This is a genomic window from Candidatus Palauibacter sp., from assembly GCF_965216145.1.
In the GTDB taxonomy this organism is placed as follows: Bacteria; Gemmatimonadota; Gemmatimonadetes; order Palauibacterales; family Palauibacteraceae; genus Palauibacter.
The window spans coordinates 2625884-2644474 of the sequence record NZ_OZ244149.1 but is presented as its reverse complement, the minus strand read 5'-3'; the positions used below and the strand labels follow the sequence as shown (position 1 = coordinate 2644474).

The 18591-nt window shown below is 69.8% G+C and carries 15 protein-coding genes; 6 read left to right on the top strand and 9 right to left on the bottom strand.

The genetic code is table 11. The annotated features are described in order from the left end of the window. Window positions 1–7: 7 nt before the first annotated feature. Genes ACOOHF_RS11145 through ACOOHF_RS11115 form a run of 7 tightly spaced genes read right to left on the bottom strand, consistent with a single transcriptional unit; the run spans window position 8 to window position 7643 of the window. Entirely contained in the window at window positions 8–2347 is a 2340-nt protein-coding gene (locus tag ACOOHF_RS11145) for a choice-of-anchor B family protein (protein ID WP_420464363.1), read from the bottom strand. Continuing rightward, window positions 2347–3843 (bottom strand): MBL fold metallo-hydrolase, encoded by a 1497-nt coding sequence (locus tag ACOOHF_RS11140; protein ID WP_420461753.1) that lies wholly within the window; start codon window positions 3841–3843, stop codon window positions 2347–2349. The genes ACOOHF_RS11145 and ACOOHF_RS11140 overlap by 1 nt, the downstream gene beginning before the upstream one ends. 33 nt (window positions 3844–3876) lie before the next feature. Further along, window positions 3877–5079, bottom strand: coding sequence for a M20 family metallopeptidase (locus ACOOHF_RS11135; RefSeq protein ID WP_420461752.1), 1203 nt, complete (start codon window positions 5077–5079; stop codon window positions 3877–3879). Next, window positions 5076–5906: a zinc ribbon domain-containing protein gene (locus tag ACOOHF_RS11130; RefSeq protein WP_420461751.1), complete on the bottom strand. Its 831-nt coding sequence runs from the start codon at window positions 5904–5906 to the stop codon at window positions 5076–5078. Before ACOOHF_RS11130 ends, ACOOHF_RS11135 begins: the two co-directional genes overlap by 4 nt. Then, window positions 5906–7183, bottom strand: coding sequence for a M20/M25/M40 family metallo-hydrolase (locus ACOOHF_RS11125; RefSeq protein ID WP_420461750.1), 1278 nt, complete (start codon window positions 7181–7183; stop codon window positions 5906–5908). The genes ACOOHF_RS11130 and ACOOHF_RS11125 overlap by 1 nt, the downstream gene beginning before the upstream one ends. Further along, entirely contained in the window at window positions 7180–7398 is a 219-nt protein-coding gene (locus tag ACOOHF_RS11120) for a type II toxin-antitoxin system HicA family toxin (RefSeq protein WP_419942307.1), read from the bottom strand. The genes ACOOHF_RS11125 and ACOOHF_RS11120 overlap by 4 nt, the downstream gene beginning before the upstream one ends. After that, complete coding sequence (locus ACOOHF_RS11115; protein WP_419942308.1) at window positions 7395–7643, bottom strand: type II toxin-antitoxin system HicB family antitoxin; 249 nt, start codon at window positions 7641–7643, stop codon at window positions 7395–7397. Before ACOOHF_RS11115 ends, ACOOHF_RS11120 begins: the two co-directional genes overlap by 4 nt. 188 nt (window positions 7644–7831) lie before the next feature. Here ACOOHF_RS11115 and ACOOHF_RS11110 point away from each other — a divergent pair, with 188 nt between their 5' ends. The 6 genes from ACOOHF_RS11110 (at window position 7832) to ACOOHF_RS11085 (ending at window position 17059) form a co-directional block, all read left to right on the top strand. Then, complete coding sequence (locus ACOOHF_RS11110) at window positions 7832–8272, top strand: cytochrome c maturation protein CcmE (protein ID WP_420461749.1); 441 nt, start codon at window positions 7832–7834, stop codon at window positions 8270–8272. A 7-nt stretch (window positions 8273–8279) separates the two neighbouring features. Then, on the top strand, window positions 8280–10361 hold the full coding sequence (locus ACOOHF_RS11105) for a heme lyase CcmF/NrfE family subunit (RefSeq protein ID WP_420461748.1): 2082 nt from the start codon (window positions 8280–8282) through the stop codon (window positions 10359–10361). A 7-nt stretch (window positions 10362–10368) separates the two neighbouring features. Continuing rightward, entirely contained in the window at window positions 10369–10926 is a 558-nt protein-coding gene (locus ACOOHF_RS11100) for a TlpA family protein disulfide reductase (protein WP_420461747.1), read from the top strand. After that, window positions 10926–11498 (top strand): cytochrome c-type biogenesis protein, encoded by a 573-nt coding sequence (locus tag ACOOHF_RS11095; RefSeq protein WP_420461746.1) that lies wholly within the window; start codon window positions 10926–10928, stop codon window positions 11496–11498. The genes ACOOHF_RS11100 and ACOOHF_RS11095 overlap by 1 nt, the downstream gene beginning before the upstream one ends. Before the next feature lie 643 nt (window positions 11499–12141). Next, window positions 12142–14343, top strand: a complete 2202-nt coding sequence (locus ACOOHF_RS11090) for an RCC1 domain-containing protein (RefSeq protein WP_420461745.1) — start codon at window positions 12142–12144, stop codon at window positions 14341–14343. A gap of 7 nt (window positions 14344–14350) precedes the next feature. After that, window positions 14351–17059, top strand: a complete 2709-nt coding sequence (locus ACOOHF_RS11085; RefSeq protein ID WP_420461744.1) for an Ig-like domain-containing protein — start codon at window positions 14351–14353, stop codon at window positions 17057–17059. Window positions 17060–17079: 20 nt separating this feature from the next. Here ACOOHF_RS11085 and ACOOHF_RS11080 read toward each other — a convergent pair whose 3' ends face one another. After that, on the bottom strand, window positions 17080–17811 hold the full coding sequence (locus ACOOHF_RS11080) for a ZIP family metal transporter (RefSeq protein WP_420461743.1): 732 nt from the start codon (window positions 17809–17811) through the stop codon (window positions 17080–17082). 6 nt (window positions 17812–17817) lie between these two features. Continuing rightward, entirely contained in the window at window positions 17818–18552 is a 735-nt protein-coding gene (locus ACOOHF_RS11075; protein WP_420461742.1) for a ZIP family metal transporter, read from the bottom strand. Window positions 18553–18591: the final 39 nt, after the last annotated feature.

Below are 18591 nucleotides of genomic sequence, written 5' to 3'. Positions count from 1 at the left end.
GCGTCCCCTACGGGACGAGTCTCTCCGCCCTCGGCTTGACGAGGAACAGTCCTTCGCGCCGGCTCGAGAGGAGGATCGTCCCGCTATCGAAGTAGGGATAGACGCTCCACGTGCCGTCGAAGCCCGCCGAATCCTCGCTCCACGGCGTCGTGTCGAAGCTCCCCGCCTCCGTCGGATTCTCGGGGTCGCTGATGTCGAGCACCCGCAGTCCCGCGCGGTTGTTCGACATGTAGAGGCGGTCGCCGCGTACGTAGAGGTTGTGGTCCGTGACCCTGGTCGGGCTGAAGTACTCCCGCACCAGGAGGGGATCGTCGAGATCCCGCAGGTCCCACACGAGCGTCCGGGTTTGCTCCACGGAACCGTTCACCTCGTCAGCTTCGTCGTTGGAGTAGAAGTACTGGTGGTCTTCCGTGAACCAGCCCTGGTGCGCGTATGACACGTTCGGATACTCGGCCCGCGCCACCGCGACCGGGTTCGACTTGTCCGTGACGTCCGCGATCGAGAGCGCCGTCTCGTTCGAGTTGACGCAGATCTCGCGGCCCGCGTAGTCCTCGTCGGGACCGTGGTAGCTCACGCACTGCGTGTCGTGCGAGTTGCCGGTGTTGCGCCGGCCCGTGTTGGGGTGGGCGAAGCAGCCGGCGAAGACCGGGTTCAGCGGATCGTTGATGTCGACGATGTGCGACCCCCCGCCGCACGTCTCGCCGCCGCCCGACGCACCCACCAGGTAGGCGAATCCCGTCTCCTCGTTGATCCCGACGTTATGGACGGAGGCGACGCCCTCATACAGCGCCGTGGGCTCCCACTCCCGGGGCTCCGTCACGCCCCGGAGCTGGGCGAGGTCGAAGATCTGCATCCCGTGCTGCCCCGCCCCGTCCGCGACGACGAACATGTGGCCCCTGAACACCTTCATGTCGCGCCACGTGTTCGACTGGCTGCCGTCGGTCTTGGCGAGGCTCCCGAGATAGCGCGGGTTGAACGGGTCGGTGACGTCGACGAAGGCCGTCCCGTCCATGCGGCCCACGAGCGCGTACTCGCGTCCGGTCGCCGGATCGGTCCAGCCCCACACGTCGTTGAGCCGGGCCCCGCGGCCCGCCCCGAGTTCCTCGCGGGGGAGGAAGGAGAGGAGGTCCACGCGGTCGCAGTCGAACCCCTCGGCGAGTCCCTCGTCGCAGTCGATCTGGCCGCCCAGGATCGAGGGGAGGCCGACCTGTTCGCTCACCAGCCGCACCATTGTGCCGGCCGCGACGTCCCGGACCATGGCGGACCCGGCGCCGAAGTCGTCCGCGGGCAGACCCGCGACCGCGCGGCCGCCGCCCGCGGCCACCACGCGGCCAGCCTGAATTCGCCCTTCGCCCTCGATCTCCCAGGCGTCCTCGATCGCCCAGCCGTCCCCGGCACGGCCGAGCCGGTACACGACGCCGTTGCCGCCCGCGGCCGCGGGTGCGCCGACCCAGGCCACCGCGCCGTCGACGGCCAGCGCCGCGCCGAACGCGGCCGGGGCGGGGGCGTCGGGCTGCACCATGCCCGTGAGCTGCCAGCCGCCGTCGGCGTTCCTCATGAACCGGTGGACAGCGCCGAGCCCGCGATCCTGTCCCGCGGCCCCGACCAGCGCCTCGCCGCCCGCGAGCGCCACCGCCGATCCGAAGGCGCGCCCCGCGTACCCGCCCTCGCTCCCCAACTCCACCACACGATCCCATCCGGCCCCGGCTTCGAAGCGAAAGAGGTACGCCGCGCCGCCACCCTCGCCGGTGAGCGGCGCGCCGATCAGCGCAAGGTTCCGGTCCAGGGCGACGGAGGCGCCGAACCCCGACGGCTCGGAGTCTGGCGAGAGACGGGCTTCCTCCTCCCATTCACCCCCTTCCGTACGCCGATAGGCGACGACGATGTCCTGCCCGTCCGAGCCGTCCGCGGCCGCCACGAGGAGGTGTGCGCCCCCGGCGGCCAGCGAACGACCGAATTCCTCGAGGCCGGGAGAGGGGATCTCCGCCGCGTGCCGCCACTCGGTGCCCGCGCGCTCGAACACGTGCACGGCGCCGGCCCCCGGCGCCCCCACGAACAACCGGGAGCCGTCGTTCGCGAGCGCCGCTCCGAACCGGTCCCGCACGGCGGCGTCCGGCGCGTAGAGCGCCTGGACTTCAGCCCAGTCACCGGCGCGGAAGACGCGCACGCTCCCGGGCTCGCGTTCGGAGGCGGGCTCTCCCACCAGCACTTCGTTCTCGCCGACGAACACCGAACTGCCGAATCCCTGCGCGACGAGTGGCGCGGAACCCGGCAGCCCGGCCCATGCGGCGAGGACGGCGAGGGCGGCCATGACGGCCAGCGGTCGGATCTTCATGGTTGTGACCATCACTGCGGTCCTCCGGTTTCCAGCGATCCCGCGTAGGCGGTGAACAGGTCGTTGATGTAATGGACGTCGCGCCCCTCGCGGGCCAGATAGCTCGCCGCAACGGCCGCGCGCGCCCCGCTCAGGCAGTGGACGAGCAGCGAACCGTTCGCCGGCAACCGATCCCCGTAGTCGGGCAGCCGGGTGTAGGAGGCGTTGACGGCCCCCGGCAGGTGCGACGCCGCGTACTCGGAGGCGTACCTCACATCGAGCACCTCGCCCCTCCCGTCCTCCGACAGCCGGCTCGCCGCGGCAAGGTCGATCTCCGGGATCGCGGCCGCAGCCCCGCCCTCGGCAAAGTACCGGTCGAGCGTTTCCGGCTCCACGAACCCCCGGATGTTGTCGAATCCGATCCGGACGAGGTCCCGGACCACTCCGTCCAGTTCGTCCTCGGCGACGATGAGTGTGATCGGAGCCGTCTCGTCCACGACCACGGACCCCACCGCCGTGCAGAACGACTTCGTGAGCGGCACGTAGATCGACCCCGGCAGGTGGCGTGCCATGAATGCCGAGCGGTCGGGCCGAGTGTCGATCACCACGTCGGCCGGCCCGTCTCCGTCCGCTCCGTTTCCTCCCCCTCCGCCGGCGTCCGCTCCGCCGGCGCCAGAGCACGCGAGCCCCTCCAGTTCCCGCTCCGCGAGCCGCGGGGGATCCGGCAGGGCGCCGAGGATGGCGGGGCCGAGCTTGTTGTCCCGCTTCATGCGCGCGAAGTACATCGGCGGCTCCGGTTGTCCCTCGAGGATATGGGAGACGAAGACGTCCTCCCCCGCCAGCGCCGCCGCGATCGCCGGGCTGAAGCGCCGTTCGTAGCCGACCGTCGTCTCCGGCACCGCCCCCAGCGCCTTCCCGCACGAGGAACCCGCGCCGTGGGCCGGCCACACCTGCAGGTAGTCGGGCAGTTCGAGGAAGCGCTGGACCGATCCGTACAGACGGCGCGCGGCCGGGGTCATCGCGCCTTCGACCCGGACCGCCGTCTCGAGCAGATCCGGGCGGCCGAGGTCGCCCACGAACACGAAGTCGCCCGACAGCAGGCCCATGGGTTCGGTGGCCCCCGCGCCCCGGTCGGTGACGAGGAACGACATGTGCTCGGGGGTGTGTCCCGGCGTGTGCACCGCTTCGAACTCGATCTCCCCGATCGCGAAGCGGACGCCGTCCGTGAGCGGCGTGTGATCGTAGCGACCGTCCGCCGCCCACTCGTAGCGCCACTCCGGACCGCCCTCATCGGAGAGGTAGAGCCGGACGCCGAAGCGCTCGGCGAACTCCCGCGCGCCCGACAGGAAGTCGGCGTGGATGTGGGTCTCGGCCACCGCCACAATCCGGAGTTCCTCGCGCCGCGCGAGATCGACGTATCGGTCGATGTCCCGCTGCGGGTCGAAGAGGATCGCGTCCCCCGTACGCTGACACCCGATCAGGTACGCGTACTGGGCAAGTTTCTCGTCGAAGACCTGTCGAAAGAACATTCGGATTCCGTGTCTTGCGGCGCGCGTCCCGCGCTACGGGGTGGCGAGCAGCCCCGCCAGCAGCGCCACGCGTTCGATCACCCGGTCCACGTAGACGAACTCGTGCACGGCGTGCGCTCCGTCGCCGACCGCGCCCAGACCGTCGAGCGTCGCCGTGTACTGGCTCGTCAAGTTACCGTCCGAGCCGCCGCCCGCCGATCCCTCCTCCAGCTCGAGGCCGAGTTCTCCGGCGACGACAAGCGCTCGTTCCCACAACTCGACGTTGCGCGGGGTCCGCTCCAGGGGGCCGCGAGCCGCGATTTCCGTTACCGTGATCGAGGTCCCGGGAACCGTGGGTTCGAGACCGAACATCGCCGCGCGAATGCGCTCGGCCTCCGCGGCGCTCCAGACGCGGACGTCGACCTCCGCGCTCGCCTCCGGCGCGACCACGTTGGCCCGCGAGCCGCCCCGGATGACGCCCACGTTCATCGTCGTCCCCGAGTCGGGATCGGTCAGGCCGTCGATCTCCCGGATCCGGTGGGCGAGTTCCAGGATCGCGGACGCACCCTCCTCGGGCGCGAGTCCGGCGTGCGAACTCCGACCCGAGACCTCGACTCTGTAGTGGCCGATCCCCTTGCGCCGCGTCTTGAGGCATCCGCCGGGGCCGAGGGCGGGCTCGAGCACGAAGGCCCGGGAGACGCGGCGCGCCCAGTCGACGACGAGCGGTTCGGATTCGGGGCTGCCGATTTCCTCGTCAGAGTTGATGAAGAAAACGGGGGCCACGCCCGTGTCGAGCCCGAGATCCCGCAGCGCGCGCAGCGCGAACACGCCGATTGCGAGCCCGGCCTTCATGTCGAACACACCGGGGCCGCTCAGCCGGCCGTCGTCCACCACGACGGGCATCCTCCGTAGCGTGCCGACCGGCCACACGGTGTCCATGTGACCGACGAGAAGCTGCCGGCCGCCCGCCCCGGCCCTCGGGCTCCGGGCCAGCAGGTGCCCCCCGGTGCGCCGGCCCGGGATGCGCTCGACGTCCAGACCGACGTCGCGCAGGGCCGAGGTCAGGAGCGCCTGGATGCCGCGTTGCGTGTCCGGATCCGTGGACGGCGACTCCTCGAGCACGAGTTGCTGGACGAAATCGAGGAACTCGGACCGCAACTCGCCCATTCGCGCGAGGACCGCCCGCGCGGCTGCGGGACCCTCCGGGGGCAATCCACCGTTCGGGCGTCCCCGGCCGTTCAGGTCGGCGCCGCTCACGAGCCGCCGTCCCCCTCCTCGGCCAACGTCCCCTCGATCAGCGTCCGGTGCGCATCGTACTCGACCCGCTCGGGAATGCCCCCGGCCTCCGCCACCACCTCACGCATCCGGTCCCGGAACCCCTGGGCCGCGGCCGCGTCACCCGCGAATTCCGCCGCCCGCGAGGCGAGGAGCAGCCCCAGCAGGTGGCCCGGATCCTCGGCGAGGATCGCCGCCGCCCCCTCCCGGGCCGCGACCGAATCGGCGGAGATCAAGCTGAGGAGTCCCACATGAAAGCGCAGGTCGGCGTCCGCGTCGGCCGGCGGCACGGCGTCGTAGGCCTGGAGCGCCATGCCGATGAAGAAGGCGGCCCGCTCGAAGTTCTCGCTCTCATGCTCCCGCATGACGCGCTCGAACAGGCGGTCGGCCGCCTCGCGCGGCGTCATCGCCGCGAGTTCCTCCGCCGTCGGCATGCCGGCCCCCGCCGTGCCTCCGCCCGCGGCGCCTGCGCCAGCCGCGCCGGTACCCGCCGTCTCCCCGGGAAGGCCGCCCGTCATCGTCATCTCCCCCACCCGTTCCATGCTCCCGCGCTGCACGAGGACGGCGATGAGGATCGAGAAGGCGGCGAGCGCGAGCGCCGACGCGGCCCAGGGGATGCGGGCGGAACGCGGCTTGGCCTCGCGGGCACCCACCGGCACGCCGCACTCGGTGCAGTAGAGCGCCTCCGGCTTGAGCGCGCCGCCGCACCCCCGGCAGGCGGCACCGCTCCCCAGCGGCGCTCCGCACTGGGCGCAGAACTTCCCCGTCCCTTCGCTCCCGCAGCTCGGACACTCCCGGGGTGCCGTCATCACGGCCGGTCCGCGCGGTCGCCGAGCCGCACCGTCGTCTCCCGCGCCTCGCCATCGCGCAGGTAGCGCAGCACGACCTCGTCGCCGGGCCGGTACTCGGCCAGCGCATCGGTGAACCCCTGAAGGTCCGCCACCTCGTGCGTCCCGATGCCGATGAGGATGTCCCCTCGCAGGAGACCGCCACCCTCCGCCGGAGACCCTCCCGTGACCCCGGCGAGCAGGACCCCGAAGTCCACGGGCGTGAAGTCGGGCACCGTCCCCAGCCAGGCGCCGGCTCCCCGCGGGCTCTCCGTGCGTTCCCCGACTCCCGGGATGACGGCCAGCCGCTCGGGAAGGGTCGCCACGAGGCGGGCGACGTTCTCCGTGAGGCGCGCCACCCGGCCGAGGCCCTCCGCGTCGATCTTCTCCGCGTCATCCGTGTGCCGGTGGTAGTCCCCGTGCACGTTGGTGAAGAAGTGGAGGACGGGGATCTCGTTCGCGTAGAAGGACGTGTGGTCGCTGGGCCCGAAGCCCGACTCCTCGTACGCCAGCGGGATATCGAGGCCGGCGTTCGCCGCCGGCACGATCTCGCGCCACTCGGGGGCCGTCCCCATCCCGTAGACGATCATCTCGCCGTCCTCGAGCCGGCCGACCATGTCGAGGTTGATCATCGCCACGGTGCCTTCCAGCGGGAACGCCGGGTGACTCGCGTACCAGGACGACCCGATCAGCCCCAGTTCCTCGCCCGTGAAGGCGATGAAGAGAAGCGACCGCGCCGGACGCGGACCCCCGGTCAGCGACCGCGCGGCGGCGAGGAGCGCCGCCACGCCCGAGGCGTTGTCGTCCGCCCCGTTGTGGATCTCCCCCGCTTCTCCCGTGCTCCCGAATTCGCCGAGGCCGAGGTGGTCGTAGTGCGCGCCGATCACGACCACCGTCTCGCTCAGCTCCGGATCGGCGCCCCGCAGCAGCCCGACCACGTTGCGCCCCCGCCCCGGCGGCGCGTGCGGCTGGGCCGCGCTCGCGAGCGGTACCTCCTGGAAGTAGCCGTCCTCCCCCGCGGGCTCGAGCCCGAGCGAGGCGTACATGGCGGCGATGAACTCTCCCGCGCACCGCTCCCCCGCCGTGCCCGAGAATCGGCCCCCGAGCGCGTCATCCGCCAGGTACCGCACCGTTTCCACGGGCGCACCCAGCCGCGATGCGTATTCCGGACAGCTCGCGGGATCGCCGTCTCCCTGCTGTGCGTGAAGCGCTCCCGAGCAGGTGAGGCAGGCGGCGAGCGCGGTCTTCATCCGGATCATGTCTCTCTCGTCTTTCCGCTAATATTCGGCAGGCCCAATTGTTTGAGAATTGCCCGGACGGTGCCCTTCTTCAGGTCCTTGCTGCCCCAATCGGGAATGACCGCGCGCTGGCCAGTTTCGGGATTGCACCACTTGCGGTGCGATCCGCGGCTCGTACGAGGGATTTCATGGCACCCCTGCCGCCTGAGCAAGCGGGCAAGCTCTCTGTATCTCACCGTTCGAGAGCTACCGCCATGTCCAGCGTCACGGGATTGCCGGAATAGTCGTGATGTGTGGTGGAAGGCAACGGGCGCCCGGCTTCAGCGTAGAGTTCGAGCACTGCGGCCAGCGCATCATAGGCGTTGGCGACGGCCTCATCTTGCGTGTCTCCCTCGGTTATCAGTTCAGGCAGATAGGGACATGTGACCGTATAGCCGCCTTCCGGCTGGGGTTCGAGAACGAGGGTAACACGAATCACCACGAGAATCGTCTCCTTGTTTGAAGCGGCCGCCGACGCTACGCGGGCCGGCTGACCGGGTGCAAGGTAACATCCCGCCGCGTCCCGGACGGGACATCCCGTGGCAGGGGCGGGGCGGAGCGTGCATCTTGGAGGTAGTTCCGGCGGAGTTGATTCGCAGGCGGGAGATGGTAGTCGAGAAATGCTGAAGAATGCGGAAGAATAAAGTGTGGAGGCTCGTCGGCCTCGCGGCGATCGCGGGGGCGATCACGGTGCTCGCGGCGGGCGGGTTGAGCGAGAACATGGTGTTCTTCCTCACGCCCGTGGAACTGGAGGAGCGGGCGCAGGAGGTGACCGGGAAGCCGATCCGGCTCGGCGCCCAGGTGAAGCCGGGGAGCGTGGACTGGAACGCGGACGCGACGGAACTCCGCTTCGTGCTCGCGGAGGCGGGGGTCGAGATCTCCGTCGAGAGCACCGGTGCGCCGCCGGCGATGTTTCAGGAAGGGATGGGGGTCGTGGTGGAGGGCGTGTACGGACACGATCGGGTCTTCCGCGCCACCAACCTCATGGTCAAGCACTCGAACGAATACGCCCCGCCTGACCACGCGGGGGACGCGAGCGAGACGTACCAGTCGCTGATCGAAGGGACGTAGCCCTCCGATGCTGAGCACGCTCGGATACGCCTCCGTCATCGCGGGGTTGCTGGGCGCGCTGCTGGCCGTCGCCGCCGGGGCCCACGCCGGGCTGAGCCGCTCGGGCGGCGAGACATCGACCGCCCTGGCCCGCCGGGCCGCGTACTTCGCCTTCTTCGCCATGTCGGGCGGGATGGCCGTGATGGAGGTCGCCCTCCTCACGCACGATTTCAGCGTCGAATACGTGGCGCGCGTCGGGAGCCTCGAGACCCCCACCTACTACACGGCGATCTCGCTCTGGAGCAGCCTCGAGGGGTCGATCCTGTTCTGGGCCTGGATCCTCGCCGGCTACGGCGCCCTGTTCGCCTTCACGCGCCGGCGCGAGGCGAGCGCCCACCGAACCTCCGGGGCCCGGGTCATGGCGATCGGGGGCGGCCTCTCGCACGGACTCCGCACGACACCGCTCGTCCTCGCGGTCATCGGTGTGGTCCAGATCTTCTTCTTCGGTCTCCTCGTGGGTCCCGCCAACCCGTTCGGACTCGTCGACCCGGCCCCGCTCAACGGGCCCGGCCCGAACCCGCTGCTCCAGAACCACCCCCTCATGGGCCTGCACCCGCCCATGCTCTACTTCGGGTTCGTGGGGATGACGATCCCGTTCGCGTTCGCCATCGCCGGGCTCGTGCGCGGGAACGTCGAGGCGCGCTGGCTGCGCGATTCGCGGCGCTGGATGGTCGCCGGGTGGGCCTTCCTCACAATGGGGATCATCGGGGGCGGCTGGTGGTCGTACGAGGTCCTGGGCTGGGGCGGCGCCTGGGCGTGGGACCCGGTGGAGAACGCCTCCTTCCTCCCCTGGCTCACGGCCACCGCCTTCCTGCACTCGGCGATGGTCCAGGAGCGGCGCGGGATGCTGAAGACGTGGAACCTGTCGCTGATGATCGGCACGTTCCTCCTCACCCTGTTCGGGACGTTCCTCACCCGCTCGGGCGTCATCGACTCGGTACACGCCTTCACGGAGGGAGTCATCGGGCCGGTGTTCCTCGGGTTCATCGCCTTCGTGGCCCTCGGGTCGCTCGCACTGATCGGGTGGCGCAGCAACCGCCTGCACGCGGCGGGACAGGTGGAGAGCGCCGTGTCGCGGGAGTCCGCCTTCATCCTCAACAACCTGCTCCTCGTCGGGTTCACGTTCACAGTCCTGCTGGGCACGATGTGGCCGCTCGTCGTGGAGGCGCTCCGCGGGGACCGGATCTCGGTCGGACCGCCGTACTTCGACAGCGTCGCGAGCCCGATCGGACTGGCGCTCCTCTTCCTCATGGGGATCGGTCCCGCGCTCCCGTGGCGGCGCACGAGCCGCGAGCAGATCGCGCGGTCGTTCGCGGGGCCGGTGATCATGGGCCTCGCGGCCGGGGTGGCGGCCCTCGCGTTCGGGATGCGTGCCTTCCTCCCGATCCTCACCATCGTCTTCGCGGCCTTCGTCCTCACGACGATCTTCCAGGAGTTCCAGAAGGGGATTGCGGCGCGGCGCCGGATCGCGGAGCGCTCGGTAGGCGGGGCGCTGGCGGACCTCTTCACCCGAAACGGGGCACGCTACGGGGGCTACGTGGTGCATGTCGGGGTCGTGGTCATCGCGCTGGCGATCTCGGTGGCGTGGACGTGGAAGGCCGAGCGCGAGATGACGCTCCGGGCCGGGGAACGACTGGCGATCGCGGACTACGAGATCGAGTTCGTCGAGGCCTGGGGACGTGAGGAGGCGCACCGCTACGTGATCGGCGCGACGTTCGATGCCTACCGCGACGGGCGGGGGATCGGACAGGAGCAGCCGCGGCTCAACTTCTATACCGCGACCCAGCAGACGATCGCCACGCCCTCGGTAAAGAGCTCGCTGACGAGCGATCTCTATCTCACGCTGATGGCGGTCGAGCCGGAGCGGGGCGAGCACGTGACGGTGCGGGCGATCGTGAATCCGGGCATCGTGTGGCTGTGGATCGGGGGGATGATCATGGGGCTCGGCGCCCTGCTCGCGATCTGGCCCCGGCGCCGGGATCGGATGCAGGAGGCCGGGGCCGAACTCATGGCCGAGCCAGCGGCGGCCGCACCGCCGAGAGTCGCGTGAGAGTCACGTGAAGGGGTGGCGGCGGTGGTCGCTCCCGCTCTGGGCCGTCCCCGTTCTGGCGCTCCTCTACTGGGGGCTGGGACAGGACCAGCGCCGTCTGCCGTCCGCGCTCGAGGGCCGCGAGGCGCCCGCCTTCCGCCTCGCGAACCTGTACGACCCGGGCGATTCGTTGAGTCTGGACGATCTCGAGGGCAAGGTGGTCGTACTCAACTACTGGGCCTCATGGTGCATCCCCTGCATCAGCGAGCACCCCGTCCTCGTGCGGCTGCGCGAGCACTACGACCCCGACGAGGTGACGCTGGTCGGCGTGCTCTTTCAGGATGCGCCGGAGAACGGGAAGCGTTTCATCGAGGAACTGGGCGGTGAGTGGCCGCTCGTCCTCGACCCGGGCAGCCGGACCGCGATCGAGTACGGGGTGTACGGCGTGCCCGAGACGTACTTCATCGGGGCGGACGGGATCGTGGCGCTGCGGCACGACCTGGCGGTGACGTGGGACCTCGTGACCCGAACCGTCGACTCGCTGCTCGTGGCCCGGCGCGCGGGCGCTTCCGGGGCGGGCGGCTGATGCGCAGGACGTCGCGCAGGCCGCTGCGCAGGCCGGCCGGGGTCACGCTTCTCCTTCCGCTACTCGCCCTCGGGCTCTCGGGTCGAATGCTCCAGGCCCAGACCGTCGATGGCGCGCTGGACGGAACCGAGCGGCCGCCCGCTCCCGGCGAGGCCGTCCCCAGCGCCGAGATCGACGCGCAGACGGCCCAGATCGGCGCCACCCTGCGCTGCCCCATCTGCCGCCAGCAGTCCGTGGCCGAGTCTTCGTCCAGGATCGCGCGCGAGATGCAGGGCGTGATCCGCACCATGCTCATGGACGGCCGCACCCCCGAGGAGATCGAGGCCTACTTCGTCGAGGCCTACGGCCCGTGGATCCTGCTGAGGCCGCGGGCGGAGGGGATCAACCTGTTCGTCTACCTCGGCCCGGCCGTGGCGTTCGCCATCGGCGGGCTGGTGGTGGCGCGCCGCATCCGACGCCGCCGCGAGGACGACGGGGAAGGCCCCGCCGACGCCGGCCGCCCGACCCCGGGCCGGGATCCACTCCGGAAGGCGGATCGCAAGTGGCTCGAGGCGGCGATCAGGCGATCTTGAGCAGCTCCGTGCGGGTCACAGAAACGGCGGAGCGCCTCGCCGGTGGCGGCGTTCAGCGTTTGAAGTAGCACACCCGGCGGGGCTGCGCCCCGCCGCACCCTTCAGATCCATCCCCACCCAAACGTGCAGCCCATCCTGCACTTGGCCGTCCGCGGGGGCACTTCTGCCTCGAGGCTCGACCCAGATTCCGCGCCGCGCTCTTGTACCCCTTATTTTGGGGGATACGTTCCACCCTTCATAGAGGGGGGGGTCAATTCGTCAAGTTGACGCCGCGGGGCCGAGACGGATCCAGCGGCTCGCGGCGGAGCGGAGGTCATTCTTGCCGGTCGAAGCAGCGATATCTCCCGGGAAGAGAGCGAAGCGGAAGGTACAGGCGGGGCGGCTCTTCCCGACCGCCTTGGTCGCAGTGGCCGGTTGCGGCCCTGACCAGCTCCCAGTGCAGCCCGAAGATGCGGCCGCGGTCGTGGCTGCAGAAGTCGTTGGCGACCTCTCGATACGTGTCTCGCCGCGGCATGTCGCTCTGTATCTCGGTGCCGGCGATGCGGGTTGGACGGCTTGGTCCGCCCGGGTCGTCGACTCGGCTGGGACAGGCGTCGCGCCGACGGGCGGCGACTTCCGCTGGACGGTCGAAGGAGGTCTCCGAATGGGCGCCACCCGCACGGCGCCGGACGGCTTCAGGTCCTTGGCAGACGTGCAAGCCGTTCGGCGCGGCAGACACACGGTTATCGCGCGACACCCCGCAGCCGAGCCTGGCCGCGGGACCGCCGTCGTGTGGGAATGGGCCAGCGCGGTCGTGAGAGAACCCGCCGTGTGGACGCGCCGCGGAGAGTCCCGGTGCGCGGAGATCGGCGCCGAGGGCGTGGGCGGAGAGACGCTGGTCCTGTCCGGATTCGACGACATGTACGCCCGGTCGCTGGATCCCGAGACCGTGACGGTGGACTCGGTGGCGTTCTCGGATGACGGAGAAGCCGTGCGCGTTTGCATGACGGGCCGGCGCCACGGAACGGGCCGAATCGCTCTGACAGGCTGGGACACGGCGGGAATGCGGTACGTGGGCTCATACGAGCCACACCACGTTTTGGCGGAACCTCTCGCCTTCAGCATACCGCACGAGCGCTGGGAGATCGGGCGTGGGCAGCGCGAGCAGCTCCAGGGCCGGCTCGTCGACGGCCGAGGGCTGGAGGTCCAGCTGCCCGCTGGAGAAGTGCGGTCCTGGACGACGGGTGACGGATCGGTCTTCGAAGTGGACGCGACGGCGGGCGTGATGACGGGCGTTGCCTCCGGCTCGGCCCAGTTGTCGGCGACGTTCCTTGGACAGACCGCTCGATCGCGTGTCGAGGTCTACGAGATCGTGGACGGGCGTGCCGGCTGGGGAGTGATATGCGTCCTTACGAAGCGCGGGACCATTCGGTGTTGGGGTGAGGGAGACAACGCCTGGCTCGGTTACGGCATCACCACGCAGGGCACGTTGGAGGGGCCGGATGTAGGGGACGTTCCACTCGGAGGGGTCGCTACAGGAATAGCGCGCCACGGCGGCCAGTTCGTCTGCGCGCTGCTTGACGCGGGCGACGTCCGCTGCTGGGGACTGCAAGATTACGGACAGTTGGGGTATGGAAGCCGGGTCAGCCAGCCCGTGGGCGACGACGAGACCCCCGCCGACCTCGGTTCGGTGCCGGTGGGCGGAACCGTGACCGGCATCGCGGGAGGCGACTCCCGCGCGTGCGCCCTGATGGACACGGGTTCTCTGCGCTGCTGGGGCAACAACTCGGCCGGCCAGTTGGGATATGGAAGCACGGCCGGCGAGCTCGCCGCGGTGGGTGACGACGAGACCCCCGCCGACCTCGGCGATGTCCCGCTCGGAGGTCGCGCTCTTCAAGCCATCGGCGGACGTCTGTGGACGTGCGCCCTGATGGACACGGGGCGGGTCAGGTGCTGGGGAATCAACTCGGCGGTCTGGAATCCAGAGACCGGGGCGACGGGCCCTACCTTCGGGCTGGGGTACGGACCGGACCACGGATTCGCGTCACCCATCGGCGACGACGAAACGCCGGCGGACGTAGGCGATCTGCCGCTGCCGGGGAGAGCCGTGAAGCTGGCTGGAGCCGGCTATCATGCCTGCGCATTGATGGAGGATGGCAGTGTTCTCTGCTGGGGGACGAATTTGTTCGGCCAACTCGGCCATGGTCTCGGCTCGTCTCACCATATCGGCGACGACGAGACCGCGGCGTTTGCGGTCCCGTTGGACTTCCCCAGTCCGGTCGCGGACATCGTGGCGGGGTACTTCCACAGCTGCGTGCTCCTCGAGAACGGCGAGGTCTATTGCTGGGGACTGAACGAGTCGGGCGCACTTGGGTACGGCGACAACCGACCTCTCGGCGAGGACCGCCTCGGTGACGATGAAGACGTGCTTTCCGCCGGCCCCGTGCCCCTTGCCGGGCCAGCGACGGGTCTTTTCGCGGGTGATCTCAGTACCTGCGCGGTTCTGCGCTCCGGCCCTCTCACTTGCTGGGGCAGCTACCGGGACCTGGCCTTCAACGCAACTACGTGGGGAACCGTCGGAGACGACGAGACGCCGGTGGACGTGGGTCCGGTCAAAGTCTTTCCGGGCCCCCTGCCCCTCGACCGCATAGGCGAGGTCCGAACCCATCCGTCGCCCGCGGTCGTCTCGGCCGGGGAAAGCCGCTGGCCACCCGTGGCATACCGGGCTACACAGGACATTGACGCCACAAGCCTCGACCCGGGCCCCGCCCTCCCGGGGCCGCTCGACGGCGTCGACGGCGTCATCCCTCCGGACTCGGCGGGCGCTTCGCCACGCTGGATCCGCGTAGCGGCGGAAGGCAACTAGACCGCCGATGGATGTCCGCGATACGGCGGCGCGAACCCCTGGTCAAGCGAAACGAGGCTCCGCGCGGAGGAGAATCCCCCTACTGCTGGCCGCGAGCGCTTCCGTCGCTTCGCTGACCGGTACGATGAGCTGCGGAGGCGGCGATGACTCTGTTGGGCCCAGGCCCCCGCCGCCCCCGCCTCCACCGCCAGTGGCGACATCCATTGCGCTTGATCCGGAGTCGATCTCCCTTTCCTACATCGGAGAGACGGAGCAGTTGACGGCGCTCATCCGGGACCAGTACGGGGACAGCTTCAACGCAACGCCGACCTGGACCAGCAGCAACGAATCCATCGCCCTCGTTCGGGACGGGACAGTCACGGCGGTGGCCGAGGGAACCGCCACCATCACGGCTGCCTTCCAGAGCCTGAGTGCGACCGCCCGCGCGACCGTGGACCAGATTCCCGCCAGCGTCAGCATTGTGTCGGGGGACAATCAGTCCGGAATGGCGGACTCCGCGCTGTCCGAGCCCATCGTGGCGATGGTGGCGGATTCCGGCGGCCATGCGATCGCCGGTGAAGTCGTCACCTTCACGCCCGCCGAGGGGAACGGCGCGGTGTCCGCTACGACGGTGTCCACGGACCGGGAGGGTCTCGCGTCCACCGTGTGGACGCTCGGCGACAGCGCGGGCCCGCAGTCGCTGAACGTCACTGTGGCCGAAGGCCTGTCCGCCCGCGTCGCCGCCACGGGCCTGCATCCACCGCTGGTAGCTCCCGGCGAGGTCGAGATTCACCGCCTTGACACGACGCTCGTGCTGTTGGCGAACCAGCGCTACGGTGATTCGTGGTCCTTCGAGGTCGCCGGAAGCGTACCTTGGTTAAGCGAGCACCCCGTGGGCACCGTACGGCGGCTGGCCGCCCCTCCCGGCCTCGCGATCGATGTGGCAAACCCCGGGTTTCTGACAATAGAAGCCTGGGCGCCCGGCATCGAACAGCGGCAGACGGTTTCCGTCCGGGTGGCGCCGCCATCACCCATTATCTACGGGATCCGTCAGGAGTCGTGGCCCGACGACGACGCCATTACGCTCTTGGGCTACGCGGTCGACCGCATACCGCTTCCGTTCCTCCAGGTCGACGGTGACCCGCTGCTGAGAACAACCGGGGATAGCGCCGCAGTGGTCCTGCGCCAGTCGCCTCTCGCCGGGAGCGAGTGCAGCGGCGCACACGTCGGGAGCGGCACGTTGCGGATTCTGGGCGCGGAGTTACGGGCGGGTCAGGATCTGGACCTGGCCGTACACCGGCTCAAGGGTCCCGTGGCGCACCTGGGGGTGGGCGAGACGGCTCGCTTCGAGGGCGGCGATGTGTGCATTCGGATCGCCGGGCAGAGGGGTGCCGGGTACGCGTTGGCCGCCGTGGATCGAACCTACATCGACGAGGCGAGCGCGACTGCCGAACAGCTACGGTACAGCGGCGGCGACTTGTACTTCTGGACCATGCAGGACAGCAGCGGTGCGGAGCCCGTCGCACGGTACGCGCGGGTACGCCGTCCGGAGGCTGCCCGCCATGCGGAACGCCGGGACGAAATCCGCGCCTGGTCGGGACCGGGGTCAGGGCTCCCCGTGGCGGATGGGCGGGCGGCGACGACGCCGCTGGAGGTGGGGGAGGAGTTCGAGTACGACACCATGGACGGCCGGAGAGGTACATATCGGGTGATGGGCCTGTACGAGCCGAACGTGGTGCTGGCCGTGTTCGTTGCCGACACGGATATCGTGTGGAGCAACAAACCGAGCCGACAGGCGGAAATGGACTCGCTGTTCCAGCGGCTCGCGGAGTCCGAGGTCCAGGACCTCTACAAGACGATCTTCGGTCCGGAACCGCCCAGGACGAACGCGGAGAGCGGGCAGATGCTGGTGCTGTACCACCGGCAGTCCCGGGACACCGGGCTCTTCGTCCACAACATCGACGGTGACCTGCGCCTGGGCGTCATCTACTTCGGCCACGCCCCCTCGGGGGCGGACGACAACAGGTGGTATCTCGGTCTGATGGCGCACGAATTCGCTCACGCGTGGCAGCAATACAACTACCAGCGCTTCAGCACCAACTGGAGCGACGAGGGCATGGCCAACCTCTTCGCCGACGAAGAGCTTCGCCTGCGGGCCGGACTGCCGCTGGACGCAAACGTCGACCCCAACCGCCCCATCAGAGGCTCGTATCTTCGGCTTCCGTACACCGGCGACTTTGCCGCCGGGTACAGCGAGAGCCATCCGTACCTCCGGTTTTTGGTTCAGCGATTGATCAACCAGCACGGCCAGCCCTACGGCGAGTCGATTCGGAGAGTCTTCGACGGGGCCGCCGGGGGCTGGTACGGATACCATTGGGTCAGGTGGGGCGCCTGGGGCGATGTCCGCCACGGGCCGGGTCTGGTCGACCGCATGAGGGAGGTGATTCCCGATTGGGATCCGGTGGAGTCGCGGCTCGATTGGATGATCGCCTTCGCACTTGACGATCGAAGCAGTTTCGACGAGTACCGGAACCCGTACATAGCCAACACATGGCAGGCCTTCGGGCCATGGTACGAGTTTCGGGTGGGGAGTGGTTCGGAGATTCACGGCGACGCCAATCTCGGAGGGAACCACTACTACCTCCTGGACAACTCCGAGGGCATCCCCGTCAGCATCCGTCACCAGATAAGGGAGGGCGACCCCCAGATGGTCTGGAAGGTCTTCCGCTACCGGTAGCTGGCGCGTCGGCGCCGGCCTCAGCCAAGCGCGCGCTGGAAGAGGACCATGCCCACGAGCGTGAGGCTCACGAGCAGCGCCACGGCCGGTTTTCTCTCGGTTTCGTAGGCCTCGGGCAGGAGTTCGACCAGCACCATGAACACCATGGCGCCCGCCGCGAACCCGATCCCGTAAGGTAGCGCCGGCCGGAACACCTCGACGAAGAGGAACGCCGGCACCGCCATCAGCGGCTGCGGGAGCGACGAGAAGATGCTCCAGCCCGCGCACTTCCACACCGAGACGCCGCGCGGCCGCAGCACGGCGCTGATCGCCAGCCCCTCGGGGATGTTGTGCACCGCGATCGCCACGGTGATCACGGTCGCCAGCGTCACCCCGCCCCCGAAGGAGACACCGACCGCCACCCCCTCCGAGAAGGAGTGGACGGTCATGACGATGACCACGAGCGCCATCTGCCGCGCGTCGGCCCCGCGGACGGAACCGATCTCGAGGTCGTGTCCTTCCAGCGCCCGCTGCGCGACGAGGATGAACCCGACGCCTATCACCGCGCCGAGCAGCGTCTGCCAGCTCCCGTGCGCCGTCCCCTCGGCCACGAGGCCGAAGCTGGCCCCGAGCATGAGCCCGGCGGCGAGCGCGTTCGAGACCGCGACGGCCCGCGGCGACACGTTGCGCACGAAGGCGAACGGGATCGCGCCCAGCCCTGTCGCGAGCGCCGTGATGAGCCCGTAGATGCCGACGACGACCCACGGTTCCATGAGTCCTCAGCCCCCGCTGCCGCCACCGATGAGGACGACCATCCCCATGGCGACGATGGTGACGAGCGCGATCGTCGTGGGGCCCGCCTTGCGGTACGACTCGGGCAGGTGCTCGGCCAGTACGAGGTAGACGAGCGCCCCGAACGCGAACCCCAGCGCCCACGGCAGGAGCGAGGGGGCCGCCTGAATGAGGGCGACGGCGACGACCGCCATCAGGATCTGGGGGACGTTGCTCACCACGGCGAGGCCGGCGGCGTGCCGCAGACGCACGCCGCGCGCGCGCAGCACGGCGGCCAGGGCGGTCGCCTCGGGCACGTTGTGCACCGCCATGGAGAGCGCGACGAACACGCCGAACGGGAGGCTGACCATGACGGCCGCCCCGATCGCGACCCCCTCCGACGCGGAGTGAAACGCGTTCACGAGCAGCACCTTGTACCCGTACGTCTCACTCGACTCGTCCACGCGGTCCAGATCGAGGTCCTCGGTTCCCGAGGCCATGTGCGTGAAGCGGACGAAGGCGATCCCGAGCAGCGTGCCCAGAGCGGCGACATCGAGATTCCGGTCCAGGGTCGCGGTCATGAGGACGAACGCCGCGCCCAGCATCGCGCCGGCGGCGAGCGCGTGCGCCCAGCCGATCGTGAGACGAGGGACATGCGGCCTGCGCACGAGGGGGAGCACCCCGGCCGTCGACATGGCCGCGGCGATCGACGAGAGAAGGAGGACGGCCAGCGCCGGATCCATCAGCGAGTCGCGGTCGCGGGAACGCCCCCGGGACGACGG